Below are 26,520 nucleotides of genomic sequence, written 5' to 3' on the forward strand. Positions count from 1 at the left end.
CCGGGTCTTATCGGCCCTGGTGGCCCGCTTGTAGGCGGCCGCTTTCTTCTGGGTCACGGCCTGGCGTTGGCTCATCGAAAGCTCCATCTCGAAGGCGTATCCCGTGACCGTCGCCGGGCCAGGGATCACCGCCTCGAGGCGGAGATTCTTTGGTGAGGCAACGGATAGGGCTACGCGGAGGTTTTTGATGAGTCAATGCGCGGGGTCGGTCGCCGTCGCCACCCCGGGCGTAGACTTGCCTCCCTGGCACGGGGCGCCACGTGGCTCCGCGGATCGTGGAGAGGGGCGTCGATGCGTTCCAGCGCGGGGGGACCCGCCGGCGGGCCCGGCGACGATCCCGGTGCGCTGCGCCTGGGCGGGCCCGGCGACGCCGCACCGGCGGCGACGATGCACGCCCGGCTCATCGCCGACGGCTTCCTGTCGAGCCTGGGGCCGCGCTTTCTCCGTCGCCTGTACGGCCGCATCGTCCGGACCGACGGGTCGTTCCTGCTGGTCGCCGAGTGCGACGGGGCCCCCATCGGCTTCATCGCCGGGTCGCTGTCCCTCGGCCGGCTGTACCGGAGCTTCCTCGTGCGCGACGGCGCCGGCGCCTTCCTCAGCGCGCCGGTGCGCCTGACGACCGCCCTGCCGCGCGTGCTCGAGACGCTGCGCCACAGCCGTGGCGGCCCGACGACCGAGGGCGCCGAGCTGCTGGCGGTGGCGGTGGACCCGGCGTGGCGGGGTCGGCATGTCGGCCAGCGGCTCGTGGCGGGGTTCCTGCACGAGGTGCAGCACCGGGGCGTCACCCGCGCCCATGTCGTCGTCGGCGCCGCCAACGCGGCGGCCATCGGCATGTACCGGCAGGCCGGGTTCGAGCCCGTGGCGACGTTCGAGATGCACCGCGGCACGCCGTCGATGGTGCTCGAGACGGCCGTGCCCGCCCGGGGCACACCGTGACGCGCGTGGTGGTGTCGGCGATCGTGGCGCTGGCCGCCGCCGTGGTCCTCACCCCCGTCGCCATGGCGGTGGCGGTGCGCACCGGCGTGGTGGACCGCCCCGGCCCGCTCAAGCCGCAGGACGCGCCCGTTCCGTACCTCGGCGGGGTGGCGGTCTTCCTGGCGGCACTGGTGGGCGCCGCCATCGGCCGGCCCGGCGTGATCGCGCCCCTGGCCGGCGCGGCCGCCCTCGGCGTCCTCGACGACCGGCTCGACCTCCCTGCGCCGCTGCGCCTGGCGGGGCAGCTGGCCATCGGGGCCGGGATCGCCCTGGCCGTCCCGACCAAGGTCGGCGGGGTCGGCGGGGGCGTGCTCGTCGCCGTGGTCACCGTCCTGCTCATGAACGGGGTCAATTTCCTCGACGGGCTCGACGCCCTGGCGGCAGGCGTGGTGATGGTGGCGTGCGTGGCCCTGGCGGCGCTGCTCCACGGCGGAGGCCGGGACGTCGCCGTGGCCGTGGCCGGATCGCTGGTCGGCTTCCTCGTGTACAACCGCCCGCCGGCGCGCGTCTACCTGGGTGACGCCGGGGCCTATTACCTGGGTGCCGCGCTCGCCGCCCTGGTGGCGCTGGCGTGGGCGCCCGGGGTGCGGTCGCCGGTCAGCGTGGCGAGCCTCGGGCTGGTGGCGCTCCCCGTCGCCGAGGTCGCCTTCGCCGTCGTCCGCCGCCTGCGCGCCCGGGAGTCGATCACGAGCGGGGACCGGCGCCATCCCTACGACCTCGTGGTGGCGCGGGGATGGCCCCGGACCGCGGCCTCCCTGGCCTACGTGGGGGCCGAGGCCGCCTTCGCCGTCGTGGCCGTGGCCGCCTCGCGGGCCCACGCCCTCGCCGTCCCCGTGGCGGCGGTCGTCGCCACCGGCGCCGTCGTCGTCGTCGTGGCGGCGGCGTGCGGCGCCCTGTCACCCGGGCCGCGGTTGCCGGCATGAGCCGCGTCTACCTCTCTCCGCCCGACGTCGGTGACGAGGAGCGGCAGTTGCTGCTCGAAGCCCTCGACTCGGGGTGGATCGCACCGCTCGGGCCGCATGTCGACATGTTCGAGGAGGAGCTCGCCCGGCGCGTCGGCGTGGCCAACGCCGTGGCGCTGTCGAGCGGGACCGCCGCGCTGCATCTCGCCCTGCTCCTCGTGGGCGTGCGCCCGGGCGACGACGTCCTCGTCCCCACGTTCACGTTCGTGGCCACGGCCAACACGGCGTCGTACATCGGTGCTCGCCCGGTGCTCGTCGACTGCGACGCCGAGACGTGGCAGATGGCGCCCGACCTGCTCGCCGAGGAGCTCGGCGCACGCGCTCGCCGGGGTGCACTGCCGCGCGCCGTGGTCGCCGTCGACCTCTACGGGCAGACCGCCGACTACGGACGACTGGTGCCGCTGTGCGAGGAGTACGGCGTCGCCCTGGTGGAGGACGCCGCCGAGGCCCTCGGCGCCACGCACCGGGGCGCGGCGGCCGGCTCGTTCGGCGCCGTGGGCGTGTTCTCGTTCAACGGCAACAAGATCATCACGACGAGCGGCGGCGGGATGCTGGTGTCGAGCGACGGCGAGCTGGCCCGGCGCGCCCGCCACCTGGCGACGCAGGCGCGTGAGCCCGAGGCGCACTACGAGCACATCGACCTCGGGTTCAACTACCGGTTGAGCAACCTGCTGGCCGCCCTGGGGGTGGCGCAGCTGCGGGGCCTCGACCGGCGCATGGCGCGTCGCCACGCCGTCAACGCCGCCTACCGCCGGGCGCTCGGGGCCGTGCCGGGGATCAGCTTCATGCCCCGCGCCGCCTACGGCGAGCCCAACGACTGGTTGACGTGCATCCTCGTCGACGCCGACGAGCTCGGCGCCACGCCCGAGGACATCCGCCTGGCGCTCGAGGCGCACGACATCGAGTCCCGCCCGACGTGGAAGCCTCTCCACCTCCAGCCCCTCTTCGCCGGTGCCCCGGTGGTCGGCGGCGCCGTGTCGGCGGGCATCTTCGGGCGCGGCTTGTGCCTGCCGAGCGGGTCGAGCCTGACCGACACCGACCTCGAGCGGGTCGTCGAGGTCATCGAGCAGCTGCCACGGCGCGCGTAGGCTGCCCTGCCGTGCGCCAGCGGGGGGAAGGCCGCGCCGATCCGGGCCCCGGGGAAGCGGCCACGACGGGGGGCGAGCGCGGGCCGGGCGACCGTGCCGGCCGGTCCCACGCGCGGTGGCCCCGCGACGTGGTGGGTGTGGCCTTCACCGTGGCCGCCGCCGCGCTGGTGCTGGTCCCGGCGCTGCGGCCCGGCGTCACCCTGGGTCCCTTCGACCTGCTGACCCGGTTCGGCCTCACCCGCCACGCCGGCGTCGCCGTGCACAACGCGGTGCAGGCCGACCAGATCCAGCAGTTCGTGCCGTGGACCAACCTGGCCTGGGCCCAGGTGCATGCCGGGCACCTCCCGCTGTGGAACCCGTACAGCGTCCTCGGCATGCCGCTGGCGTTCAACTGGCAGTCGGGCGTCTTCAGCGTCCCGGCCCTCGTGGGCTACCTGTTCCCCGTCGCCTACGCGTACACGGCGATCGTGCTGACGAAGCTCGTCATCGCCGGGACGGGCGCCTACGTGCTGTGCCGGGTCCTGCGGCTCGGCCCGCTGGCGGCCGCCTTCGGGGGGGCGGCCTTCGAGCTGTCGGGCCCGATGATCGTCCACGCCGGGTGGCCCCACACCTCGGTGACGTGCTGGGCGGGGTGGATGCTCGCCGCGGTCGTGGGGATCCTGCGCGGTGCCCACCGGTTCCGCCACACCGCCCTGCTGGCCGTCGTGATCGGCCTGGCCGTGTACGGCGGGCACCCCGAGAGCCTGGTGGCCGTGGGCGTCGCCGTCGTCGTGTTCGTCGTCGTGTACGTGGCCGCGCGCGCCCGGGTGGGCGGCGGACCGGTCGTGCGCCCGCTCGGCGACCTCGTGGCCGGCGCGGTGTGCGGCTTCGGACTGGGGGCACCGCTGCTGTTCCCCGGGCTGCAGCTGGGCCTGGCATCGACCCGGAGCAACGGCACCGGCACGCCCGCGTTCCCCGTGTCGCACCTGCCCAACCTCCTGGCCGTCGGCCTGCAGGGCAAGGACTTCAAGACCGCCGCCTACGTCGGGACCGTCGCGCTGGCCATGGCCGTCGTCGGCGCCAGAGTGGCGTGGCGGCGCCCTGAGGTCCCCGCCCTCGCCGCGGTGGCCGTGGTGACGCTGCTGTTGACCTTCCTCTCCCCCGTCGACCAGGCCCTGCACGTCCTCCCGGGGGGGCGCACCGTGGCCTGGAGCCGGGCGGTCATGCTCATGGCGCTGGCGCTGGCGGTCCTCGCTGCCGTCGGCATCGACGCCCTGGCCCGGCCGGCGCGTGACCGCACCGCCATCGGCTGGGCGGCCGGCGCGTTCGGCGTGCTCGCGCTGTCGGTGCTGGTGCTGGTGGTGGCATCCGCGGTGGGCCTCGCCCCCGCCATCGCCCGGCACCGCGGGAGCCTCGTGTGGCCCGCGGCCCAGGCGGTCATCGGCGTGGCCGTGGCCGGGGGATGGTGGTGGGCGCGGCGGGGCCGGCCCGACCCGGGAGGAGGGGGCGGGCCCGACCCGGGAGGAAGCGGCGCGCCCCGTGCCGGCGTTCACGCCGCCCCACGGGCCCGCGGCCGGGCGCCGTGGGCGGCGCTGGTGCTCGTGGCCCTCGAGACGACCTTCCTCCTGAGCGCCGGCATCCCGTCGTGGTCGGTCGGCCCGGCCTACTTCCCCACCAACCCCGCCATCACCACGCTGCAGCACCACGTGGGATCGGCCCTCGTCGGCTACGGGTCGTGCCGCTCGCTGCGCTACCTCACGCCCTCGGCGACAGAGGTGGGCATCCGGCCCGACGCCAACATCGGGTACGGCATCCATGAATTCACGGTCTACGACCCCATCCTCCCCACCAGTTATTTCGAGGCGTGGCTGGCGGCGGGCGGCCAGCGCACCCCGCCGTCGCTCGAACAGCTGGGCATGTTCTGCGCCCACATCACCACGCTCGCCCAGGCCCTGGAGTTCGGCGTCCAGTACGTCCTGGAGCCTCCGGGCCGGTTCCGGCCGTTCGGCAGCTTTCCGGCCGGCAACGTCGGCACCGAGACGTTGGCGGTCGTCCCCGGCGCGGCCCCGGCCACCGCCAGCCCCGTGCCCCCAGGGGGCGCCCAACTGCCGACCGATGCGCCCGGGACTCCACTGGCGGTGACGTACCCCGACCCGGCCTCGTGGCGCCTCGTCGTCTCCGACGCCACCGCCAGCATCGTCCGCCTGCGGTTGACGAACGTGCCGGGATGGCGGGCCACTATCGACGGTCGCCCGTTGTCCCTGCGGCCGTGGGCGGTCGGGTCCATGCTCCAGGCGCAGGTGCCGGCCGGCCGCCACGTGATCGAGCTGCACTACTGGCCCGCCGCGTTCACGTGGGGACTCGACGTCGCCGGCGCCGTCGCGGGCGGGCTCGTGCTCACCGGCACCGGCCGTCTCGTCCTCGTCCTCGTCCGACGCCGGCGCGGCCGCACCGGCGTCGCTCCGTAGGAGGCGGGCCGTGGGCGACGGGGCCGCGCCCCTCGACGTCGTCGTCGTCGCCTACGGCCCGCCCGACGGGCTCGCCGGGGCCCTCGCCGCCCTCGGTCCCGACTACCCCGCCGTGGTCGTCGACAACTCGTCGTCGGTCGCCACCGCGGCGGTGGCGCGTGCCGCCGGCGCCCGGTACGTCGACCCCGGCGCCAACATCGGGTTCGCGGCGGCGGTGAACGCGGCGCTGGCGCAGATCGACGACCCCGGGCGCGACGTGCTCCTGCTCAATCCGGACGCCCGCATCACCCCGGATGCCCTGGAGCAGCTGCACGCCGAGCTGATGGCCCGGCCCGACGTGGCGTGCGTGGCGCCGTCCCAGCACACGCCGGGCGCGGGTGCCGCGGCCCGCGCCCGCTGGCCCTGGCACACCCCCCTCGGCGCGTGGGCCGAGGCCGTGGGTCTCGCCGGTCGGCGCCTCCGGTCGTCGCACTACTTCCTCGGCGGCGCCGTGCTGCTCCTGCGCAAGGCGGCCGTGGCCGACGTCGGCCGGCTCGACGAGCGCTACTTCCTCTACAGCGAGGACGAGGACTGGCAGCGCCGCGCCCTGAAGCGCGGCTGGACGGTGCGCTACTGCCCCGAGGTGGTCGCCGAGCACGCCGCCGGCGGCACCGAGACAGACCCCGTGCGGCTCCAGCTCCGGCTCCACGCCGCCCTGGAGCGCTACGTGCGCAAGTGGTACGGGGCGCCGGGTTGGGCCGTGTTCCGAGCGGGCACACTCGTGGGACTGGGGCTGCGCATGGTGGTGCACCGTCCGGCGCGTCGCCGGGCCGACGCCCGCCTGGCGGGCCTCTACCTGCGCGGGCCCGATCGCGTCGCACGGCGGGCCGGGGCCGTCCCCGACCACCCCGGCTGAGGCTGTCCCAGTCAGCCAGCCAGTTCAGCCAGCCAGCCAGTTCAGTCAGTCCAGCCAGCCAGTTCAGTCAGTCCAGCCAGGCAGGCAGTCGACCGGCCCGTCGTGCGGGCACCCAGCGTGTCTGCGGCGCGATCGCTCACGCCTCAGCTGCTCACCGGCCCCCGAAGTTGGGCCACAGGCCGAGGTCGAGGTCGGGCACGAGCATCCGGAGCGCGCCCACGTCGGGCGCGTAGAGCTCGACGAGCCGCTGCCGGGCGTCGTCGTCGAGGGCGACCTTCTCCTGCAGCGTCGGGCTCGAGGCCCGGCGCAGCCCGACGGGGCGGAAGGTGTCGTCGAGACCGAGGAACCGGTACGTGCGGGCGAGCTCGCCCGCAGGGTCGGCCACGCACCGCTCGTACTGGAGCACGAGGACGCGACCGGCCTCGAGCGGGCCGGACCAGCGGTCGAGGGCGGCCGCGTAGAAGCCACGGTCGACGGCCTCGGCCACGACGGTGCCGAGGTGCGACCCGGCCACCAGCCGGCTGTGGGCCAGGCCCGACACGAATCGTTCGACGGGGTCGCGCACCATCACCAGGAGTCGGGCGTCAGGAGCGGCCCGCGCCAGGAGGGGGGGCACCCACGGCTGGTAGACGTAGTCGGGCGTCCACTCCCCGGTCACCGTGCCCCGGGGGCGGGGGAACCACCGGTGGTACCCGAGAGCCTGCTCGGGACCGAAGCCGGCCGTGGCGTACGGGGCGAAGTAGTGCCGCTCCTTGTGATCGGCGGCCCGGTGGAAGGCGCCCGGATGGGTGACGACCAGACCGAACCACCACGTCGTCCCGGCCTTCTGCACGCCGATGCCGACGAAGTCCGGCGGGCCGACGTCCTCTCCGGGGCCGGGCACGGGGGGCGCGGGGGCGAACCCGGCCTCCCAGGGCGCGAAAGGCCCGATGCGACGCCGCAGCCCGTCCCGCACAGCACGGGGAAGAATCGTGCGAAGTCCCTCGGGAGCCCGGTACAGCGCCTTTCCGAGCGCCGTCCGGATGGCCACGGCGTCAGGGTGCCACACCGAGGTATTCCACGACAACCGGCGGGCCATGCCTATGGTGGTGCCGTGTCCCGCGCACGGCGGCAGCATCGGGGCGACGCCGGCGTGGAGGGGGGAGCATGATCTACGTCGCCACGGTGCACGTCGCGTCAGCGCGCTGGATCGACCTGCAGCTCGCCTACCTCCACCGGAACCTGGCCGAGCCCTTCAAGGTCTTCGCCAACCTCCAGGACGTGCCCGAGGGCCACGCCGGGAAGTTCGACCGCGTGGTCCCCATCCTCGGGGAGCACCCGGGCAAGCTCAACCTCCTCGCCGGCGAGATCGTCGCCGAGGCCGGCCCCGACGACCTCATCATCTTCCTCGACGGCGACGCCTTCCCCATCGCCGACCCGCTGCCGGTGGTGCGCGCCGGGCTCGAGCACTGCGCACTGGTCGCCGTGCGGCGGGACGAGAACGCGACGGACCGTCAGCCCCACCCGTCGTTCTGCGCGGTCCGAGTGCGCGACTGGGAGCGTCTCCACGGAGACTGGTCCCCCGGGTACTCCTGGGAGACGGCGGACGGGACGCAGGCGACCGACGTCGGCGGCAACCTCCTGCGCGCCCTCGAGAGAGCAGGTGAGCCCTGGACCCCGCTGCTTCGCAGCAACCGCGTGAACCTGCACCCGCTGTGGTTCGGTGTCTACGGGGGGATCGTGTACCACCACGGCGCCGGGTTCCGCTGGGCCGTCGGCCGCGTCGACCTCGCCAACCCGCCCCGGCTCACCACGAGGGCCAAGCACGTACCCGGGCTGGGCCGGCTCCTGCGGCGAAGGAACCGGGCCCGCGCCCAGCGATTCCACGCCCGCACCGCGGCGGCGGCGCGACGCCTCAGCGACGACGTCTTCGAGCGGATCGCGAGCAACCCGGACTTCTACCGGGAACTGGTCTGAACCGTGCCCGGCGAGGCGGTCACGGTGCACGGTTCGAGGCGCGCCGTCGCGGTCGTGCTGGGCGTGAGTCTCGTCCTGGCGGTGATCGGCATCGGGGCCATGGCAGCCCTGGCAGGCACCCTTTCGAAGCCGGCGCCGGTGCCGGCGGTGCCGCTCAGCGTGTCGTGCCCGGCGCCCGGCACCTGCATGGCCGTGGACGACCACGGCAACGCCCTGACGCTCCGTGACGGTTCGTGGTCGAGACCGCGCTCAGTCGAGCACGAAGCGATGAGCAACGTCTCGTGTTCGAGCCCCCGTGCGTGCGTGGCGGTGGACGTCACCGGGCGGGCTTTCCTCTTCGACGGCACGGCATGGGCGGCGTCGACGTCCGTCACGCGCACGCTGGGCATCGCGGGCTCGGCGACGAGCGACCTGCTGTCGTGCTCGACGACCGACACCTTCTGCCTGGTGGTCGACGTCCGCGGGTACGCGCGGTCGTTCGACGGCACGAACTGGTCGCGCCGTCAGCCGATGAAAGCCCCGGGCGAGGGCCCGCTCGACATCTTCAACAGCGGGTCGACCACGAGCGTCTCCTGCCCGACGAGCGCGTTCTGCGGCACCGTGACGGCGCTCGGACGCGCCCGGGTCCTCCGAGGCTCGACCTGGGAACCGTCGCAGGTCCTCGTGTCCCCGTCCCAGATCCGGCAAGCGGCACGCCGGGGGGTGGCCGTCCTGACGGGAATCTCGTGCCCCGTCACCGGCTTCTGCGTGGCCGTCGACACGGCCGGCCATGCATTCGAGCTCAGCGGCGATCGGTGGGGCCGCCCCCGCCTGGTCGACGGGCCCAGTGCCACTTCGGGCGATCGCCGCGGGCTGACTGCGGTGTCGTGTGCCGGCACGCGCTTCTGCGCCGCCACCGACGGCCTCGGCCAGGTCGTGGTCTCCGACGGCGCCTCGTGGGGGGCGCCGCAGAGGGTCGACCCGACCCTCGGGTTGACGAGCATCTCCTGCCCGAGCGCGGACTTCTGCGCCGCGCTCGACGACATCGGCGACGCCGTCACGTTCGACGGGAGCTCGTGGACCGCTCCCCGGGCCATCGAGCCGAGACCACGGAGCGCCGGCCGGTGACCGGCCATCTGGACCGTCGCCCCGGGCGGGACCGTCTCGACCGTCGCCCCGGGCGGGACCGTCTCGACCGTCGCCCCGGGCGGGGACGTCTCGACCGTCGCCGGCCGGCGACCGCGGCCGGCCCCGTGGCGCAGGCGACGGGGGCGCCACGATGACGCCGATCACCTTCCTGGCGCTCGTGGCCCTGCTCTTCTTCGGCGCCGCCGGGTGGGGGGCGATCGCCGTCAGGGTTCTCGAGCGGGCGGGCTGGAGGGACGCCGCCGCTGAGATCGGCTTCGCGCTCCGGGTGCTGCTGGGGGTGTCGCTCTTCCTGGCGGTCGGCGGGTACCTCGTGGCGCTCGGCATCGCCCGGCCGGCCGTGCTCCTGGGGTGGCATGTCGTCGGGCTGCTCTACCTGCTGAACGGCCTCCGGCCCCTCCTCCGGCGCCCGGCGTACCCCCGTGGGCTGGCGCTCGTCCGAGCGGCCGCCCTCGGCGCGATCGGCGCCTTCCTGTTCCTGATGTCGCTCGGGTACGCCATCGGCGTGCCCTTCTACAACCCACCCGACGATGACCCGGGGTACGTCTACCTGGCGCAGCGCCTGGTCAGCACAGGCGGCCTCGTCGACCCCTTCAACCTCCGCCGGTTCACGAGCTACGGCGGCTCGACCCTGTACCAGTCCCTGTTCCTTCGCCTCACCGGGAACGGGTCGTTGCGTGGCTCCGAGATCACCTTCGGCGCGCTCCTGCTCCTGGTGGCGGCCACCAGGACGGCGCGCCGGCGCTGGCTCCTGCTGTTCGTCGTGGTGGTCGGGGTCGGGATCCTCGTAGGGCAGGGCATCGGCCCCATCATCAACCTGAGCCCCGCGTACTCCGTGGCGGCGCTCTCCCTGGGGGCCTACCAGCTCTTGAGCATGAGCCCGGCGAGCACGGACGGGCGCCGGCAGAACCTCCTGTACGTGGTGCTCGGCGTGATGCTGGCGGCCATCCTGGCGCTGCGGTGGATGGACCTCCTCTCGATGGTGTTCGCCACCGTGCTCGTCCTCGTCGTGCTCCTCGGACGGGCTGCACTGCGCGCCGTGCTCGTCACGGGTGCCACCGCGCTGGCGTGCACAGCCGGGTGGGCGGTGGCGCTCAGCCGCTCGTCGGGGTCGCCGGTACCGCTCGGCGGGAACTTCGACCCGTCGTACCCCAACGGGACGAGCCCCTACGTGGGGCTGGCGCAGATTCCCCGGAAGTTCTGGGCCGTGGTGAGCGCGAACGGCTCGGCGGAGATCCTGGGCCTGGGCATCTGCCTGGCCGTCGGCTACCTCCTTTTCACCTCGCGGCACTCCACGCGCATGCTGGTGCTGCTGTGCGCCAGCATCGGCTGCATCTTCCAGGCCGTCCTCGTCACCTACCTGTTCACGGGCTCGATCACCGGGGACGTCGAACGGTTCTTCGCCCCGAGCGTCTTCGCCTGCGGCCTCTTCGCCATCGACACCCTGTGGCCCACCGGGCCTCCGTCGCCGGTCGGGGCCGGACGCCGGAGATCGGTCACCGTGGCCCTCGCCGGACTGGTCGGCATGATCGTGGTCACCTTCGGCAACGTGCCGGGTGCGCTCACACACTCCCAGTCGTTCGAGACGAACGCGGGCTTCAGCCTCGAGGCGTCGGGCGCGCGGATCATGATCGGCGCCACCGGGTTCGCCGACCGCTACCGGCCGTACCGGCGGGAGTTCGCCCGCGTGAACTCGGTGATCCCGAGCGGGGCACGGGTGCTCGCAGCCGTCGAGCGGCCCGCCCTCCTCGACCTCTCCAGGTTCGAGGTGGCGACGCTCGACATCCCGGGTGCGGTGTCGCCGCCCCCCCACATGCCCTACTTCCGGGGACCGGCCGCCAAGATCGCATACCTCCGGCACCTCGGGTTCGACTACATCGTCACGGAGCGACCGGACGCACCCGGGGGCCTCTACAACGACTGGGCGGCGTTCCTCCGGTCCACGTCGTACTTCCGCAGGGCGTACGCGACGTACTTCCCCGACTGGCAGGCCACGGTCAACTGGCTCGAGCGAGACGGGGGTCACCGCGTGACGTACGCCGGGTCGCTGGCGCTCATCGAGATCAGGTGAGTCGCCGGTCGGGACCGGGTGGGTCCCTGGGCGAACGAGGACGGGGCTCGGCCTTCACATCGATTCCCTGGCATATAGATTCACTGGCCCTATGGGCGACGGCGAGGCTGGCGCGCTCCGTGAGATCAGACGACGCCTGCTCCTCGCAGGCGTCGCGGCCCTCTGCGCCGTGCTCGCCGGCGGCCTCTATGTCGCGAACCGGTCCCACGCCCCCGCGGCGGGCGCGGCGCCCGCTGCGGTCGCCCGCGGCCTGTCGTGCCCGGCGGCCGGCCACTGCTTGGTGGTGGACGACCAGGGCAACGTGCTCCGCCTCGACCACGACCACTGGTCGGCGCGGCGGTCTCTGTCGCGTGACGGCCTCGGGGCCATTTCGTGCCCCACCCGGTCGTTCTGCGTGACGGTGGGCGTCAACGGGTCGGCCGCACACTTCGACGGGCGGTCCTGGTCCCGCCTGCAACGGATCGACGTCGGCGCGTCGAACCACATCGACGCCCACGGGACGAGCGGGTTGAGCGCCGTGTCCTGCCCCACGGCCCGCTTCTGCATGGCGGGCGACGCGCTCGGTCGAACGCTCACCTACGACGGGCACGGATGGTCGGAGCCGACCCCGATCGAACCGACGCGCCTGGCGGAGAAGGACCAGTTCTTCGGGAACGCCGGGATCACCGGGATCTCCTGTCCGACCCCCGGCTTCTGTGCCGCCGTCACCGACTACGGGCGGGCCATGACCTTCAACGGTGCCACGTGGTCGGCCCCGGTCCGCCTCGACCCGGCGCCGGCCAGGGCACGGGCACTGGCGCTTGCGCTCCCCGCCCTCACGGCGGTCTCCTGCTCGAGCGCCGACCACTGCGTGGCCGTCGACTCCTCGGGCAATGCCTTCACATACGGCGCACGCTCGTGGTCCCCCCCCACTCCCGTCGACCTGCAGAGCTCGTCGCACGGGGCCCATGACGGGTTGCAGGCGGTGTCGTGCCCGTCGGCGACCTTCTGCGCCGCCGGGGACGGCTCGGGGTTCGTGCTCACGTTGCAGGGATCACGGTGGTCCGCCCCCGTGCAGATCGCCCAGGGGATCGGGATCGGCGCCATCTCGTGCCCGGCGGCCGGTTCGTGCGTGGCCCTCGACGACATCGGCGATGCCCTCACGTCCGAGGGATCGTCCTGGTCGATGCTCCGAGCCCTCGAGACCTGAGGCGTCGATGACCACGCCGGAGACCTTCACCGTCCTGGTGGCGCTCCTGTTCCTCGGCGCGTGGGGCTGGGGGGCGGCGCTCGTCGCCGCCGTGCGCCGGGCGGGCTGGGACACCGTCGAAGAGGAGGTCGGCCCCCCCCTGCAGATGCTGCTCGGCGTGGCGCTGTTCCTCGCCGTCGGGGGGTTCCTGGTGGCCCTCGACGTCGCCCGGGTCCAGGTGCTCGTGGGATGGCACGTCGTCGGTGTGGCGCTCCTCGTCGCCAGGGCGGTCCCCTGGGCGCGCCGGTCCTTGGTGGTCGACGCGCGCACCGCGGTCGCCGGTGTCGCGGTGGCCGCGGCCGGCGTGGCGTTCTACCTCGTGTCGGTCGCCATCGCCATCGGCATCCCGCACTACAACAAGAACGACGACGACGCCGCCTACGTCTACCTCGCCCAGCGTCTGCTGAGGACCGGCGGCCTCATCGACCCCTTCAACCAACGGCGACTGGCGAGCTACGGGGGCAGCACCCTGTACCAGTCGATGTTCCTGCACTTCACCGGGAACTCCTCGATCCGCGGGTTCGAGTTCGTCTTCGGTGCGCTCCTCCTGCTGGCGCTCGCCGTCAGGACCGCCCGGCGCCGCTGGTACCTCCCCGGGCTCTGTATCGTGGGGATCGGCCTCCTCGTCGGGCACGGGATCGGGCCGGTGGTCAACCTGAGCCCGGAGTACTCCGTGGCGGCGGTGAGCCTGGGCACGTACCAGATGCTGGCGAGAGCCCCGCTGCGGGCCCACGACGAGCAGCCCATGGTGTTCGTCCTCGTGGGGATCCTGCTCGCCGGGATCCTCTCACTGCGCTTCAGCTTCGCCATCTCGGTGGGGCTGGCGGTGTTGCTCGTCCTCGTCGCGCTGCGCGGACGTCGATCGATCCAGCCGTTGGCCCTCGTGGTGGCGACGACGCTGGTCGCCTCGACGGGATGGGCGATCGCATCGTGGCGGTCGTCGCGCACCCCCTTGTTCCCTGTCGTCGCCGGCAACTACGACACGACCTGGCCGGGCGCACACGACCCCTACCTGATCGGCACGACGTGGTTCACCCACCTCTTCGGCACGATCGTCACCGGGTGGTACCTCTGGCAGATCCTGCTCCTGAGCGCGGTCGTCGGCCTCGGCTTCCTCGTCCTGACGCGACGGCGGCCGGTGACGATGCTCGTCCTGTTGGCGGCGACCGTCGGCTGCCTCGTCCAGCTCGCCGTCCTCGTGTACACGTTCTCGGGCTCCGACGTCGGCAACATCACGCGTTTCGAGGCGCCCAGCGTGCTCGCGTGCGGCCTGTTCGCCCTCGACGCGCTGTGGCTGTGCCGGGCGCGGCGGCCCGCCCGGGAGAGCGCGGCGCGTGCCGAGGGGAGCGAGGGGCGGCCGCGGCGAACCCGTACCGGCGGGATCCTCGGGCGGCTCGACATCTCCCCGAGTGCCACGCGACGACGGCTCGTCGGCGCGGTCATGACCGTCCTGCTCGTGCTGACGGCGGCGGCCACCTTCGGCTCCTCGTTGCCGACGTTCTTGCGCTCCACTCGAGCGCGGATCACGACGGGCTACGACATCCTCTCCGGCCGCGCCCCCGCATTCGCCGACCGGTATGCCGAGCTGCGCGGCGACTACGGACGCCTGAACGCCATGATCCCCGCCCGATCGAAGGTCCTGGCCGCCGTCGACTACCCGGCCCTCCTCGACATGGCCCGGTACGACGTCGCCACGCTCGACATCGCCGGCAGCACCTCCCCGGCACCCCACATGCCCTTCTTCCGAGGCGTGGCGGCCAAGGTCGGCTACCTCCGGCGCCTGGGCTACCAGTACGTCGTCGCCGACTCGCCGCTCACGGTCGGGCTCTTCGACATCCAATTGTGGAAGAGGACCTTCGGCGGGAATATCTATGCGTACAAGGCGTGGACCCCGTACTTCCTGGACTGGCAGGGGACCGTGACCTGGTTGGAGCAGAGCCACCGGTTCGACGTCAGATATGCTGGCTCGCTCGCCCTCATACGGCTCGATCAGCCCTCGAGCTCGCTCGGGCTCGGGATGAATCGACGAAGGGAGTGGAACGGCGGTGGCTCGTCGAATCCGTCACGCCGTGACGAGGCCATGACCGTCCTCGGTGCCGCCACGGCTCACGAGGGGGCGCCCCGACCATGAGCGCAGCTCCGCCCACCGCCACGGCCTATCCGTATCAGGAGGAGGTCAACCAGGCGATTCTCGGGTACATCGACGGGCAGCGCGTGCCCGCCGACCGGCGGCGCGTCCTCGACGTCGGCTGCGGGTACGGGGCGCTGGGGCAGGAGTTCCGCGACCGGGGGTACGAGGTGTGGGGGATCGAGCGCGACCCCACGGCCGTGTCGCGTGCCACCGAGCGCCTGGACCGGGTCGTGACCGCGGACCTCACCGACACGGACCTGATCGCCAGGGAGCTGGCGGGGAACCGCTTCGAGACGATCGTCTTCTCCGACGTCCTCGAGCACATGCCCGACCCCCACGGCCTCGTCGTCGGATTGCTCCCCCACCTGGCACCCGGGGGACGCGTGATCATCTCGGTGCCCAACGTCGCCAACTGGCACACCCGCCTGAGCCTCCTCTTCGGGCGCTTCACCTACCGCGACACCGGCGTGCTCGACCGGACCCACGTGCGCTTCTTCACCGTGCGCTCCGCCACCGAGTTCGTGCGGGGGTGCGGCCTCCAGGTCCGGTCCATGCACTACACGCCGATGCTGGTGCGGGTGCTCCTCCCCCTCGTCAAGGCCCGCCTGCTCCGGCCGGACGCGTCGGCCGGCGCCCAGGCCATCTCGGGCTCCCCGCTCTACCGCCGGTACCTGCGGTGGGTCTATCCCATCGAACGACGGCTGGCTCGCCTGCTGCCCGGTCTCCTCGCCTTCCAGGTCGTGATCGTGGCCGAGGCGTCGCCCGAGGGTCCGTCCACATGAGACCCGACGGTCCGTCCACATGAGAACGGCGATCATCGGAGCCGGCGCCAGCGGTCTCACGCTCGGGTTGCTCCTCGACGGGGACGTCACCGTCTACGAGGCCGACGCTTCCCCGGGCGGCCACTGCCGGACGATCATCAGGGACGGTTGGACCTTCGACGAAGGCCCGCACATCATGTTCTCGAAGGACAAGGCCATCCTCGATTTCATGATCCGCAGTCTCGGCGGCAACGTCCACCAGTCCCGGCGGAACAACCGTGTCTGCGTCGGCGGCAGGTTCGCCAAGTACCCGATCGAGAACGACCTGGCCGGCCTGCCGACGGCCCTGCGCGACAGCTGCCTTTTGGACTTCCTCTTCAACGTGCACTCGGAGCTGGCGCGGGACCCGTCGAACCTGGACGAGTGGTTCCTGGGGAACTTCGGGGCGAGCCTGACCGACCACTACTTCCGCCCCTACAACGAAAAGACGTGGAACGTGCCGCTGGCCCAGCTCTCGATGTCCTGGGCCGAGCGGATCCCGCAGCCGCCCCCCGAGGACGTCGTGAAGGGCGCACTGGGGATCAGCACCGAGGGGTACCTCCACCAGCTCCACTACCACTACCCGTCGACCGGGGGCTACGAGGCGCTCACGACCGCCTGGGCGGACCTCCTGACGCCGGGGTCGCTACGGCTCGGCGCCCCCGTGCGCCGTCTGGTCCCCACACCCGACGGGGTCGAGGTCGTGACCGACCAGGGCGGCGAGCACTTCGACCGGGTGGTGTGCACGGCGCCGATGCCCACGCTCCTGTCGATGGTCGACCCCGTCCCCGACAAGGTCCGCGAGGCGGTGGCGGCGCTCCAATTCAACCCCCTGACCGTCGTCACGCTCGGGTTCCGGGGCGAGGACGCCAACCAGTTCACGGCCGTGTACTTCCCCGACCCCGAGTACCTGGTGAACCGGATCAGTGCCCCGTGCGTGTTCTCCCCGCACAACGGGCCCCCGGGGTGTTACAGCATCCAGGCGGAGATCACCGACCGGCCCGGGGGCGCCAGCCTCGCCCTGACCGATGACGAGGCCGTCGCGCACGTGCTCGACGGGCTCGTCCGCTACGGCGTCGTGCCCGCCTCGGACCCCCTGGTGTTCCGTGACGTGCAGCGCATGGAGTACGCCTACGTCGTCTACACGGTGGGGTACGAGGACCGGATCGACACGGTCCGGGCATGGGGCGACGCACAGCGGATCCACATCCACGGGCGCTTCGGCGCCTTCGAGTACCTGAATGTCGACGGGTGCATCGCCCGATCGCTGGAGATGGCCGAACGTCTCAACGGCCGCCCGACGGCGCTCGACGACATCACGCCAGGAAGGTCGGTCTGACATGGAGCAGGGTGGGGGCGGCTCGCAGGATTTCTCGGACGTCTCGGTCGTCATGATCACGCTGAACGAAGAGAAGGCGATCGCCAAGGTGATCACCGATGTGCTGGCCAGCCTCCCCGGGGCCGAGGTCATCGTGGTGGACGGGTCCTCGGACCGGACGCCGCAGATCGCCGCCGAGCTCGGTGCGACGGTCATCCGCGAGCCGGGCGGGGGGGCCGCACCCGCCCTCCTGGCGGCCCTGCAGGCGTCGCGCCGCCCGATCGTCGCCACCGTCGACGCCGACGACACGTACCCGACGGACGCCTTCGTCGAGCTCGTCGGGCGCGTGCGCGCCGGGGACGACATCGCGGGGACCGACCGCCTGGGCCGGCGCCCGCCGTCCACGATGCCGGTGGCGAACTGGTTCGCCAACGTGGGGTTCGGGGTGATCGGCTCCGTGCGGGCCCGCCGGCGCGTCCGCGACCTCCACTCCGGCCAGCGAGCCTACCGGCGGGGCCTCATCGACGAGTTCGACTGGGACACGACGGGCCCGGCGTTCCCCGTCGACCTCCTCCTGTGGCCGGCGGTGGCCGGCTGCCGGATCACCGAGATCGACATCCCCTACCGGGACCGGATCGGCGACACGACCCTGTCGCGATGGCCCAGCGGCAAGCGGACCCTGAGCCGGCTGCTCCGGCCCAGGCGGCAGATGCGCCGGACCCCCGGGCGCACGCGCTGACCCGCAGGGACGGTGCCGGGTTGCGATCGCGCACCGACTAGCCTTTCCCTGGGTCGGGGCGCGAGCGACGGCCCCGACGGGGGCCGGGCGAGGTCCGGGCGAGGTCTGCCACACCCTCGGACCGGCTGCTCGCGGGCCCCCGGGGGTGGTGCGTCCCGAGACGGAAGGTAGGGGGCCATGACGTTCAGCGACGCCTTCATCGCGGAGTCGATCGAGATCCTGGGTGCCGTCGACACGGCCGCCGTGGAGGCGTGCGCAACGGGGCTCGCCCAGGTCCGAGCACGCGGCGGCCGGCTGTTCATCCTGGGCGTGGGCGGGTCGGCCGGCCATGCCTCGCACGCCGTGAACGACTTCCGGAAGCTGTGCGACGTCGAGGCCTACGCCCCCACCGACAACGTGAGCGAGCTCACCGCCCGCACGAACGACGAGGGGTGGGACACCACGTTCGTGGAGTGGCTCCGGTGCTCCCGGCTCGACGAGCGCGACGGGGTCCTCGTGTTCTCCGTCGGCGGAGGCGACCAGGAGCGACAGGTGTCGGTGAACCTGGTCCGCGCCCTCGAGCTGGCCGTGGACCGACGCGCGGCGATCTTCGGCATCGTCGGCCGCCACGGCGGGTTCACGGCCAAGGTGGCCACGGCGAGCATCGTCGTGCCCCCGCTCCACGCCGACCGCATCACCCCGCACACCGAGGGCCTGTGCGCGGTGCTCTGGCACCTCCTCGTCAGCCACCCGGCCCTGGCGGCCAACAGCACCAAGTGGGAAGGGCTCGCGTGACGGCGCCGGGAGCACAGGTCGCCGCGGGGACGAGGTACTGCATCGTCGGGGGCGCCGGCTTCATCGGCAGCCACTTCGTCGACAGGCTCCTGGCCGACGACGCCGTGGCCGGCGTCACCGTGTACGACAACTTCTCGTCGGGGCGCCACTGGCACCTGGAGCACCACACCGACGATCGGTTGCAGGTCGTGGAGGCAGACGTCCGCGACCTGGCTCCCCTGGTGACGGCCATGTCGGGCTGCGACACCGTGATCCACCTGGCGTCGAACCCCGACATCGCCCGGGCGGCGACGGAGCCGGCTGTCGACTTCGACCAGGGCACACTTCTCACCCACCATGTCGCCGAGGCTGCCCGCCTGTCGTCGGTGTCGCTCATCCTGTACGCCTCGGGCAGCGGCGTGTACGGCGACCTGGGCGAGACCGAGGCCGACGAGGACTTCGGCCCCCTCATCCCGGTCTCCACCTACGGCGCCAGCAAGCTGGCGGGCGAGGCGCTCATCGCGTCGTACTGCTTCATGTTCGACCTGAACGCATGCGTCTTCCGCTTCGGCAACGTGGTGGGTCCCCGCCAGACGCACGGGGTCGGGTACGACTTCGTGCGGCGGCTGCTCGAGGATCCGACCGGGCTCCACATCCTCGGGGACGGCAAGCAGAGCAAGTCCTACGTGCACGTATCGGACATCGTGGACGCCGTCCTGCTGGCGGGGAGCTGCGCCCCCCGGCCGTTCCGGTCGTTCAACGTGGCGACGGGCGACTACATCACGGTGCAGGAGATCGCCGAGCTCGCCCTCGAGGTGCTCGGGATCGAGTCGACCACGTTCCACTTCACCGGCGGGGACCGCGGATGGAAGGGCGACGTGCCCGTCGTCCGGGTCAACACGGACCGCATCCGGGCCCTGGGGTGGTCCAATGCGATGTCGTCACGTCAGGCGCTCGAGGCGTCGCTGCGTTCCATGGTCGTCGATGCGAGGTCGGGGCGCTTGACATGACCACCCCGGGTGGGCTGCGCCCGGCGGTCTTCCTCGACCGGGACGGCGTGCTCAACGAGGCCGTCGTCCGGGAGGGCAAGCCCTACCCGCCCCAGTCGCCGGACGAGGTCGTCGTGGTCCCGGGCATGGGTGCGGCCTGCGCCCGGATGCGGGAGCACGGGTTCGTGCTCGTGGTGGTCACCAACCAGCCCGACGTGGCCCGTGGGCGCCAGACGGCCGCCGGGGTCGAGGCGATCAATGCGGTGCTGCGCGCCGAGGTCCCCCTGGACGCCGTGTACGTCTGCCTCCACGACAACGAGGACGGGTGCCGGTGCCGCAAGCCCCGGCCGGGGATGCTCCTGGCTGCCGCCGAGGACCTGTCCCTGGCCCTGGGGCGCAGCTTCATGGTGGGCGACCGCTGGTCGGATATCGCCGCCGGCCGTCGTGCAGGCTGCCGGACGGTGTATATTGATCGGGGGTACCAGGAGCAACGTCCGATCGCGCCCGACCACGTCGTCGGCCACCCAGTCGAGGCGCTCGACTGGGTCCTGACGACGGTGCGACTGGAGGGGGGGGGCCGTGACCGATCAACGTCCGTACGGCATCAAGATCTTTGCTGACGGGGCCGACCTCGAGGGGATCCTCGAGCTGGCCCGCGACCCGGTCATCTCGGGCTTCACCACCAACCCCACCCTGATGCGCAAGTCGGGCGTCGACGACTACGCAGGCTTCGCGCGCAAGATCCTCGACAACGTCACGGACCATCCGATCTCGTTCGAAGTGCTCTCCGACGAGTTCGACGAGATGGGCGCCCAGGCTCGCACGATCGCGTCGTGGGGCTCCAACGTGTACGTGAAGATCCCGGTGACCAACACGCGCGGGGAGAGCTCGGCACCGCTCATCCGCGAGCTGTCGGCCGAGGGGCATCACCTCAACGTGACCGCCATCCTCGCCCTCGATCAGGTGGCGACCGTGGCCGACGCGCTGGCGGACACCCCGGGGGCGGTGGTGTCGGTCTTCGCCGGCCGGATCGCCGACACGGGTCGCGATCCCGTGCCGTTGATGACCGAAGCGGTCGGGCTGCTGGCAGGCAACCCCCGGCTCGAGCTGCTGTGGGCGAGCCCGCGCGAGATCCTGAACGTTCCGCAGGCGGCGGCGGTCGGCTGCCACATCATCACGGTGACCCACGACCTCCTGGCGAAGCTGAAGGGCCTGGGCCGGGGCCTCGAGGAGGTCTCGCTCGACACCGTCCGGATGTTCCGCGACGACGCCGAAAGCGCGGGTTTCCTGCTTTGAGCGAGCCCCGGACCGTCCCGGCCGGTCCCAGTGCCGGGCGCGACGAGTGGGACCGCCACTGGGCGCGCTACGGCGAGCCCGCCGCGGGGAACCCGGCGAACACCTATCGCCATCGCCTCATCATGAAGCTGATCGGCGAGCCCACGGCCGGTGACACCGTGCTCGACATCGGCTCCGGCCAGGGCGAGCTGGCGCTCCTGCTCAAGCGCCGGTTCCCCGCGGCGACGGTGCGCGGCGTGGAGTTCAGCGCCGAGGGCGTGCACCGGGCGCGAACGGCGGCGGCCGCGGCAGAGCTGGCCATCGAGTTCTCCCAGCGAGACCTGCTCGAGGACGCGCCCCTGAGCCCCGACGACGCCGGACGCGCCGGCTACGCGGTGTGCTCGGAGGTCCTCGAGCACGTCGACGACCCGGCACTGCTGCTGCGCAACGCCGCCGCGTACCTGGCTCCGGGCTGTCGCCTCGTGGTCACCGTCCCCGGCGGCCCCCGCTCGGCCTTCGATCGCCACATCGGGCACCGCCAGCACTTCCGCCCGGCCGGCCTGCGCCGCCTGCTCGAGGGGGCGGGCTTCACGGTGGAGCACGTGGCCCGCGCCGGGTTCCCGTTCTTCAATCTGTACCGGCTGGCGGTGATCGCCCGGGGACGCCGCCTGATCGCCGACCTCGAGCAGGACCGGGCCGAGGACGGGGGTGGGGCCCAGGGGACGGTCCTCGCCCTGTTCGACCGGGCCTTCCGCCTGAACATCCAGTCGTCACCGTTCGGCTGGCAGATGGTGGCCGTCGGTCGGCTCACGGGAGCGGGGGGCCCGTCATGATCATCTCGCGCACGCCGCTTCGGATCACCCTCGGCGGAGGCGGCACCGACCTTCCCTCGTACTTCGGCGAGCACGGCGGCTTCGTCATCTCGGCGGCGATCAACCGCTACATCTTCATCGCCATCAACCGCACCTTCACGCACGACTACTTCCTGAAGTATTCGGAGCTCGAACAGGTCGACCTCGTCGACCAGATCAAGCACCCGATCATCCGCGAAGCGCTGCGGATGCACCCGATCGGCCCGTCCATCGAGCTCGTGAGCGTCGCCGACATCCCGTCCGGGACGGGGCTCGGCTCCTCGGGCTCGTTCACCGTCGGCCTCCTGCGGGCTGTCTACGGCTACAAGCGCGAACATGTCACCGCTGCCAACCTGGCCGAAGAGGCGTGCAGCATCGAGATCGACCTGCTCGACCGCCCGGTCGGCAAGCAGGACCAGTACATCGCAGCCTTCGGCGGGCTCACGTGCCTCGACATCGCCCCCGACGGGCACGTGTCGGTAGCGCCGCTCCTCGTGTCGAACGACACGCTGCGCGACCTCGAGGAGCATCTCTGCATGTTCTTCACCCACTACTCGCGGCCCGCCGACGTCGTCCTGGCCGAACAACGGACCAAGTCCCGCAGCGGCGACACGGACATGGTCGAGAGCCTGCATTTCGTGAAGGAGAACGGCCTCGCCACGAAGGACGCTCTCGAGAGCGGGGACACCGCCAAGTTCGCCGCGCTCATGGACGAGCACTGGCGGCGCAAGCGCCGGCGGTCGAGCCTGATGTCCAACGACCGGATCGACCGGTGCTACGACATCGCCATGGACAGCGGTGCCCTCGGGGGAAAGCTGGTCGGTGCCGGGTCGGGGGGCTTCCTGCTCTTCTACGCCAAGGACCTGGACTCACTGCGATCGGCCATGGCCGGCGAAGGCCTCAGCGAAGTCCGCTTCACCTTCGATTTCGACGGGTCGTCCCTCCTCGTCCGGGACTGAGCCGATGCAGTGCCTGGTCCTCGCCGGCGGGCTGGGGACGCGGATGCACCCGGCAACGAGGGCCGTCCCGAAGTGCCTCATCGAGGTGGGCGGGCGGCCCTTCGCCCACTGGCAGCTCGAATGGCTCGCCTCCGAGCACGTCGAGAACGTCGTCTACAGCATCGGGCACCTCGGGGAGCTCGTCCGCACCGAGCTCGGTGACGGGTCCCGGTGGGGGATCTCGATCACCTATGTCGACGAGGGTGGCGAGCTCGTGGGCACGGGGGGCGCTGTCCGGCTGGCCGTCGAGCGCGGCGCGGTCGACGACGAGTTCTTCGTCCTGTACGGGGACTCCTACCTGTCGGTGGAGCTGGCGGCCGTGGAGCAGACCTTCCACCAGCGTGACGCCGACGCCCTCATGACCGTGTACCGCAACCACGGCCGGTGGGAGGTCAGCAACGCCGTCTTCGCCGACGGTGTCGTGACCCGGTACGAAAAGGGCCTCTCCCCTCCCCCGCCCGACATGCAGTTCGTGGACTACGGCCTGTCGGCCCTGCGCGCCGCCGTCGTGCTCGAGACCGTCCCTACGGGACGCAGCGACCTGGCCGACGCCTTCACCCTCCTCAGCCGGGCCGGGCGCCTGGCGGGATTCGAGGCCACCGAGCGGTTCTTCGAGATCGGCACCCCGTCGGGCCTCGCCGATCTCGAGCGGCGCCTGACCGGGTCAGCGGACGAGGCGCACCGAGGGGGGTGACCCCCGGCCGCCGCGCGCCAGGAGGGTGAGCCCCGGTGCGGTGAAGCTGCGCCACTGGGGGCAGCTCCCCACCTGCACGAAGAGATGCGACCCGGCCCGGAGCAGCGCCCGGAACGAGATGGCGCCCGGGGACTGGTCGATCCCGTCGGACACGCTGTACGCGCCGGGGCCCACGTGCCGCGGCGCGCTGAGCTCGAGCCAGTGGTACCCGGCGAGGTCGGACCCGGGCGGAACGTCGAGCGCCACGATCTGTTCGTGCACGAGCGCAGCGCCGACCGACCCCACGCTCTCGGTGCTCACGGCGTGCACCACGCCGTCGGACGTGGTCACGGGCTGGTCGCCGCCGCGGACGACCAGGGTGGAGGGCGCCGACGACAGGGGCGCCAGGGGTGACACCGTGCCGTCAGGGTTGAGCCCGTACAGCGCGACGGGCCCGGCGCTTCGCGCCAGCAGGTCCATGGTGAAGCCGCTCCTGAGGATGCCCGTGGCCGTGAACCTGCGCAACGCGTCCAGCCGGACGCCGTTGGGCACCACCGAACCGACTTGCCGCCCGTCGCGCGCCGCCAGCACCCGCACCGGCGGCAGGGCCCGCCGCGCGTCGAAGCTCCAGCCCGACAACGACACGACCGAGGTGGCCACGACATGCGTGCGCAGCGTCAGCCCCGGGCTCGACGACAGCGATGCGGATCGGGCGAGGAAGTTCGGCGCGAAGCCCCAGTCACAGGTGGGAAGGGACAGGTAGGGATCGCTCGTGGTGACGGGACCCTTCAGCGCGGGTAACGGAGGGGCTGTGGCCGCCAGGTCGGCGCGCACCATGACGAACTGGCCGTCGACGTCGGCCAGTGGGCGGTAATTGTCCAACAGATACTCACTCACGGCGTAGTGGCGAACCCACGCCTGGATGCCGTCCCACGCCGGCAGTCCCATGCCCAGGCCGTAGAACACGACGACGCGCGGTCGCGAACGCGTCAGATCGGAGACCAACTGGCGTTGGGCGAAGGACGTGTCGGCCATGCTCACGTGGAAGAAGCGCGTGCCCGGAACGCGGCCGAGCAGGAAGTAGAGCAGCCCGGGCTCGTCGCCGAAGTCGAACACGGCACCTCGATCCCCGGCGTACCGTCGCAGCACGGCGTCGAGGTCGTGGACCATCGTCACATCGACCACACCGGACTTCGCATACCCGAGCCGTGGCAGCACCGGGGTGGTCGCTGCTGTGGGGTGGTACTCCCCGGGCAGGTCCCGCACCGTGCCCAGGGGCGCCGGTGCCAGGGCGACCAGGGCCACGACGACCACCAGGGTGGCCGGTCGACGGACACCGGACAGCACCCCCCGCGACCGGCCGATCCCTCCGGCGTTGCCGGGACCGTCGGCGGAACGGCGGATGTGGCCGGACCCGTCACCGCGCATGGCGCGCCGGACGGTGTCGTCGAGTGCCTCGGACGCGAGGACGATCCACAGCAGCACCAGGGGCAGGGAGACGGTGAAGACCTCGGCCACGTGCGCCCCGTCGGCGCGGGCCAGGACCTTCTGGAAGTAGAGCGCCACGAAGGAGGCGGCGGCGACCATCACCCAGTCACGCGAGTCCCAGGGGCGGCGCACGTGGACGAGGTACGCCGCCCGCACGATGGTGAGCGTCAGCAGCACCACCGGTACGACGAGCTCGACGGTGTACCCGAGGTTCGTCCCGATCCAGGTCGCGGGCACCGTGCCCGACAGGGCATGGCCGGGCCCGAAGATCAGGTAGTAGTCCACGAATCCGCGCAGCGACCCCGTCGCCACCAGGAACACCACCCACGCCATCACCAGCAGGGCGCCGAACCCCGCGCACCACCGGGTGCGCATCATGGACCCGGCCCAGCCGTCGGCGGGGTCCCGGCCGAGCCACTCGAAGGCGACCAGCGTGGCGAGGACCCCGGCCGCCATGAGGCCCGACTCCGGGACCACGATCGCCTGGACCGCCAGCGCGGCCATCAGCCCGGCGCACCACCCGCGGCTGCGGCGCCGGACGGTCTGGTCGAACACGAGGAGCACGATGGGCAGAAATGCGAAGCGGAAGCACCCCGACGCGAACGACTGCACGTCGCGCCCCAGGATCATCCCCGCGCCGGCCAGCCGGCCCGACGTGAGCCACAGTGCGGTCACCACGACGAAGCCGGTGGCGAGGAGTCGGTTCCGGCGGGCGAAATACGCGGTGAACAGGTACAGCGACACCCAGAGCAGTGGTATGAGGAACATCGTCACGCCCGCGGTGGACCCCCATCGGCTGGGCCCGAAGACGGACATGCCCAGTTGGCCCCCCAGGATGTCGGCGAAGATCCCGTGGATGACGTAGAGGTCGCGCCACGGGAACAGGCCGTGCCCGAAGGTGAGCGCCGCGCCGGTGAACGACTGTGCGTCGTCGAAGGCGAAGAATGTGGTGTCGAGGGGTCCGGTGAGCGAAGCGATCAGGACGAAGAGCAGCGAGGGTGCCACCACGTATGTCAGCACCGAGCCCTCGACGCCGACGACCTCGTCGGTCGAGTCTGCCCTCCGGAGGCGTCGCCCGTACCACAGCGCCGCGACGGCCAGCACCGGGAGCACCAGCCACAGCGGCAGCCACGGATAGTCGTGGACACGGTGCCCGGACTCCACGAGCACCGACGTGCTGCGCGACACGACGTAGAGCGACGGCAGGACGATCAGGCCGGCGCCGCCGTTCACGGCGGCGAGGAGGCGGACGCGGTCACCGGGAGCGCCACCGCGGCCCAGGAGGCGTGCCACCGCGGGGACGGCGACGGCGTACACGGCCCCGGCGGCGATCCCCCATGCCGACAGGTGCCGGCCGTGGCCCGAGTCGCCGACGCCCACGCACAGGCCCACGGCGAGGGCGGGGACCGCCACCCGAGCCCCCCGGCGCAGCGCGGCCGTCACGGCGAGCGCACGCTCCGAGGCGGCTCCGTCGGACACCGGCGCCACGTCGTCGCCCGACACCCCGCCGGCAGGCGCCGCCGTTGCGGGGCCTGCTGTCGTCCCGGACACCGCTTCAGCTTCGGAACGGGGCGCGACCAGGGCCAGCGGCCGGATCCTCACACGGGCCGCCGCCGCCGCCCTCCGGGGCCGGCCGACAGGGAGGACGGCGTAGAGCACCACCGCCAGGAGCGGGAGGGCCAGGCCGAGCAGATAGAAGGCGTCGAAGTACCGGTTGAGCGCGAAGTCGGCGAAGATCGGATAGCCGACGATGTCCGT

At 72.4% G+C, this 26,520-nt stretch carries 22 protein-coding genes; 20 read left to right on the top strand and 2 right to left on the bottom strand.

The window, feature by feature from the left end; all coding sequences use genetic code 11:
• Positions 1–291 precede the first annotated feature (291 nt).
• Genes VMV22_11935 through VMV22_11955 form a run of 5 tightly spaced genes read left to right on the top strand, consistent with a single transcriptional unit; the run spans position 292 to position 6,367 of the window.
• Positions 292–936 carry a GNAT family N-acetyltransferase gene (locus VMV22_11935; protein ID HUY23034.1) on the top strand — a complete coding sequence of 215 codons (645 nt, stop codon included), beginning with the start codon at positions 292–294 and terminating at the stop codon, positions 934–936.
• A 5-nt stretch (positions 937–941) separates the two neighbouring features.
• A complete protein-coding gene (locus VMV22_11940) occupies positions 942–1,898 on the top strand; it encodes an MraY family glycosyltransferase (GenBank protein ID HUY23035.1) in 957 nt (318 codons plus the stop codon).
• Entirely contained in the window at positions 1,895–3,025 is a 1,131-nt protein-coding gene (locus VMV22_11945; protein HUY23036.1) for an aminotransferase class I/II-fold pyridoxal phosphate-dependent enzyme, read from the top strand. Before VMV22_11940 ends, VMV22_11945 begins: the two co-directional genes overlap by 4 nt.
• Positions 3,026–3,036: 11 nt before the next feature.
• The gene (locus tag VMV22_11950; GenBank protein HUY23037.1) at positions 3,037–5,472 is read left to right on the top strand and encodes a hypothetical protein; all 2,436 of its coding nucleotides are present in this window, start codon (positions 3,037–3,039) and stop codon (positions 5,470–5,472) included.
• A 10-nt stretch (positions 5,473–5,482) separates the two neighbouring features.
• A complete protein-coding gene (locus VMV22_11955; GenBank protein ID HUY23038.1) occupies positions 5,483–6,367 on the top strand; it encodes a glycosyltransferase in 885 nt (294 codons plus the stop codon).
• A gap of 151 nt (positions 6,368–6,518) precedes the next feature.
• Here the strand turns inward: VMV22_11955 and VMV22_11960 are convergent, their stop codons facing one another.
• A complete protein-coding gene (locus tag VMV22_11960) occupies positions 6,519–7,445 on the bottom strand; it encodes a sulfotransferase (GenBank protein HUY23039.1) in 927 nt (308 codons plus the stop codon).
• 68 nt (positions 7,446–7,513) lie between these two features.
• Here VMV22_11960 and VMV22_11965 point away from each other — a divergent pair, with 68 nt between their 5' ends.
• From VMV22_11965 to VMV22_12035, 15 genes are all read left to right on the top strand, one after another.
• Positions 7,514–8,323: a hypothetical protein gene (locus tag VMV22_11965; protein HUY23040.1), complete on the top strand. Its 810-nt coding sequence runs from the start codon at positions 7,514–7,516 to the stop codon at positions 8,321–8,323.
• 24 nt (positions 8,324–8,347) lie between these two features.
• Positions 8,348–9,430 (top strand): hypothetical protein, encoded by a 1,083-nt coding sequence (locus VMV22_11970; protein ID HUY23041.1) that lies wholly within the window; start codon positions 8,348–8,350, stop codon positions 9,428–9,430.
• A 151-nt stretch (positions 9,431–9,581) separates the two neighbouring features.
• Complete coding sequence (locus VMV22_11975) at positions 9,582–11,519, top strand: hypothetical protein (protein HUY23042.1); 1,938 nt, start codon at positions 9,582–9,584, stop codon at positions 11,517–11,519.
• 91 nt (positions 11,520–11,610) lie between these two features.
• The gene (locus VMV22_11980) at positions 11,611–12,708 is read left to right on the top strand and encodes a hypothetical protein (GenBank protein ID HUY23043.1); all 1,098 of its coding nucleotides are present in this window, start codon (positions 11,611–11,613) and stop codon (positions 12,706–12,708) included.
• Positions 12,709–12,715: 7 nt separating this feature from the next.
• Entirely contained in the window at positions 12,716–14,878 is a 2,163-nt protein-coding gene (locus tag VMV22_11985) for a hypothetical protein (protein ID HUY23044.1), read from the top strand.
• Positions 14,875–15,660 (top strand): class I SAM-dependent methyltransferase, encoded by a 786-nt coding sequence (locus tag VMV22_11990; protein HUY23045.1) that lies wholly within the window; start codon positions 14,875–14,877, stop codon positions 15,658–15,660. Before VMV22_11985 ends, VMV22_11990 begins: the two co-directional genes overlap by 4 nt.
• Positions 15,661–15,679: 19 nt before the next feature.
• Positions 15,680–17,017 carry an FAD-dependent oxidoreductase gene (locus VMV22_11995; protein HUY23046.1) on the top strand — a complete coding sequence of 446 codons (1,338 nt, stop codon included), beginning with the start codon at positions 15,680–15,682 and terminating at the stop codon, positions 17,015–17,017.
• A 1-nt stretch (position 17,018) separates the two neighbouring features.
• On the top strand, positions 17,019–17,735 hold the full coding sequence (locus tag VMV22_12000) for a glycosyltransferase family 2 protein (GenBank protein ID HUY23047.1): 717 nt from the start codon (positions 17,019–17,021) through the stop codon (positions 17,733–17,735).
• A gap of 177 nt (positions 17,736–17,912) precedes the next feature.
• Positions 17,913–18,509, top strand: coding sequence for an SIS domain-containing protein (locus VMV22_12005; GenBank protein HUY23048.1), 597 nt, complete (start codon positions 17,913–17,915; stop codon positions 18,507–18,509).
• Positions 18,506–19,498: an NAD-dependent epimerase/dehydratase family protein gene (locus tag VMV22_12010; GenBank protein ID HUY23049.1), complete on the top strand. Its 993-nt coding sequence runs from the start codon at positions 18,506–18,508 to the stop codon at positions 19,496–19,498. The genes VMV22_12005 and VMV22_12010 overlap by 4 nt, the downstream gene beginning before the upstream one ends.
• Entirely contained in the window at positions 19,495–20,097 is a 603-nt protein-coding gene (locus VMV22_12015) for an HAD family hydrolase (protein ID HUY23050.1), read from the top strand. The genes VMV22_12010 and VMV22_12015 overlap by 4 nt, the downstream gene beginning before the upstream one ends.
• The gene (locus VMV22_12020) at positions 20,057–20,773 is read left to right on the top strand and encodes a transaldolase (protein ID HUY23051.1); all 717 of its coding nucleotides are present in this window, start codon (positions 20,057–20,059) and stop codon (positions 20,771–20,773) included. The genes VMV22_12015 and VMV22_12020 overlap by 41 nt, the downstream gene beginning before the upstream one ends.
• Positions 20,770–21,585, top strand: coding sequence for a class I SAM-dependent methyltransferase (locus VMV22_12025; GenBank protein ID HUY23052.1), 816 nt, complete (start codon positions 20,770–20,772; stop codon positions 21,583–21,585). The genes VMV22_12020 and VMV22_12025 overlap by 4 nt, the downstream gene beginning before the upstream one ends.
• A complete protein-coding gene (locus VMV22_12030; protein HUY23053.1) occupies positions 21,582–22,562 on the top strand; it encodes a galactokinase in 981 nt (326 codons plus the stop codon). Before VMV22_12025 ends, VMV22_12030 begins: the two co-directional genes overlap by 4 nt.
• 4 nt (positions 22,563–22,566) lie before the next feature.
• Positions 22,567–23,295, top strand: coding sequence for a sugar phosphate nucleotidyltransferase (locus VMV22_12035; GenBank protein ID HUY23054.1), 729 nt, complete (start codon positions 22,567–22,569; stop codon positions 23,293–23,295).
• Here the strand turns inward: VMV22_12035 and VMV22_12040 are convergent.
• Positions 23,266–26,520: hypothetical protein (locus tag VMV22_12040; protein HUY23055.1), on the bottom strand; the 3,255-nt coding region annotated here is incomplete at its 5' end. The two genes, VMV22_12035 and VMV22_12040, sit on opposite strands and share 30 nt — an antisense overlap.

This window comes from Acidimicrobiales bacterium (genome assembly GCA_035531755.1).
Lineage (GTDB): Bacteria > Actinomycetota > Acidimicrobiia > Acidimicrobiales > UBA8190 > DATKSK01.

Bases quoted from the DNA above. Each gene is read 5' to 3' on its own strand.
- VMV22_11935 (HUY23034.1), top strand. From the start codon at position 292: ATGCGTTCCAGCGCGGGGGGACCCGCCGGCGGGCCCGGCGACGATCCC.
- VMV22_11945 (HUY23036.1), top strand. From the start codon at position 1,895: ATGAGCCGCGTCTACCTCTCTCCGCCCGACGTCGGTGACGAGGAGCGG.
- VMV22_11960 (HUY23039.1), bottom strand. From the start codon at position 7,445: ATGGCCCGCCGGTTGTCGTGGAATACCTCGGTGTGGCACCCTGACGCC.
- VMV22_11965 (HUY23040.1), top strand. From the start codon at position 7,514: ATGATCTACGTCGCCACGGTGCACGTCGCGTCAGCGCGCTGGATCGAC.
- VMV22_11975 (HUY23042.1), top strand. From the start codon at position 9,582: ATGACGCCGATCACCTTCCTGGCGCTCGTGGCCCTGCTCTTCTTCGGC.
- VMV22_11980 (HUY23043.1), top strand. From the start codon at position 11,611: ATGGGCGACGGCGAGGCTGGCGCGCTCCGTGAGATCAGACGACGCCTG.
- VMV22_11985 (HUY23044.1), top strand. From the start codon at position 12,716: ATGACCACGCCGGAGACCTTCACCGTCCTGGTGGCGCTCCTGTTCCTC.
- VMV22_11990 (HUY23045.1), top strand. From the start codon at position 14,875: ATGAGCGCAGCTCCGCCCACCGCCACGGCCTATCCGTATCAGGAGGAG.
- VMV22_11995 (HUY23046.1), top strand. From the start codon at position 15,680: ATGAGAACGGCGATCATCGGAGCCGGCGCCAGCGGTCTCACGCTCGGG.
- VMV22_12000 (HUY23047.1), top strand. From the start codon at position 17,019: ATGGAGCAGGGTGGGGGCGGCTCGCAGGATTTCTCGGACGTCTCGGTC.
- VMV22_12005 (HUY23048.1), top strand. From the start codon at position 17,913: ATGACGTTCAGCGACGCCTTCATCGCGGAGTCGATCGAGATCCTGGGT.
- VMV22_12015 (HUY23050.1), top strand. From the start codon at position 19,495: ATGACCACCCCGGGTGGGCTGCGCCCGGCGGTCTTCCTCGACCGGGAC.
- VMV22_12030 (HUY23053.1), top strand. From the start codon at position 21,582: ATGATCATCTCGCGCACGCCGCTTCGGATCACCCTCGGCGGAGGCGGC.
- VMV22_12035 (HUY23054.1), top strand. From the start codon at position 22,567: ATGCAGTGCCTGGTCCTCGCCGGCGGGCTGGGGACGCGGATGCACCCG.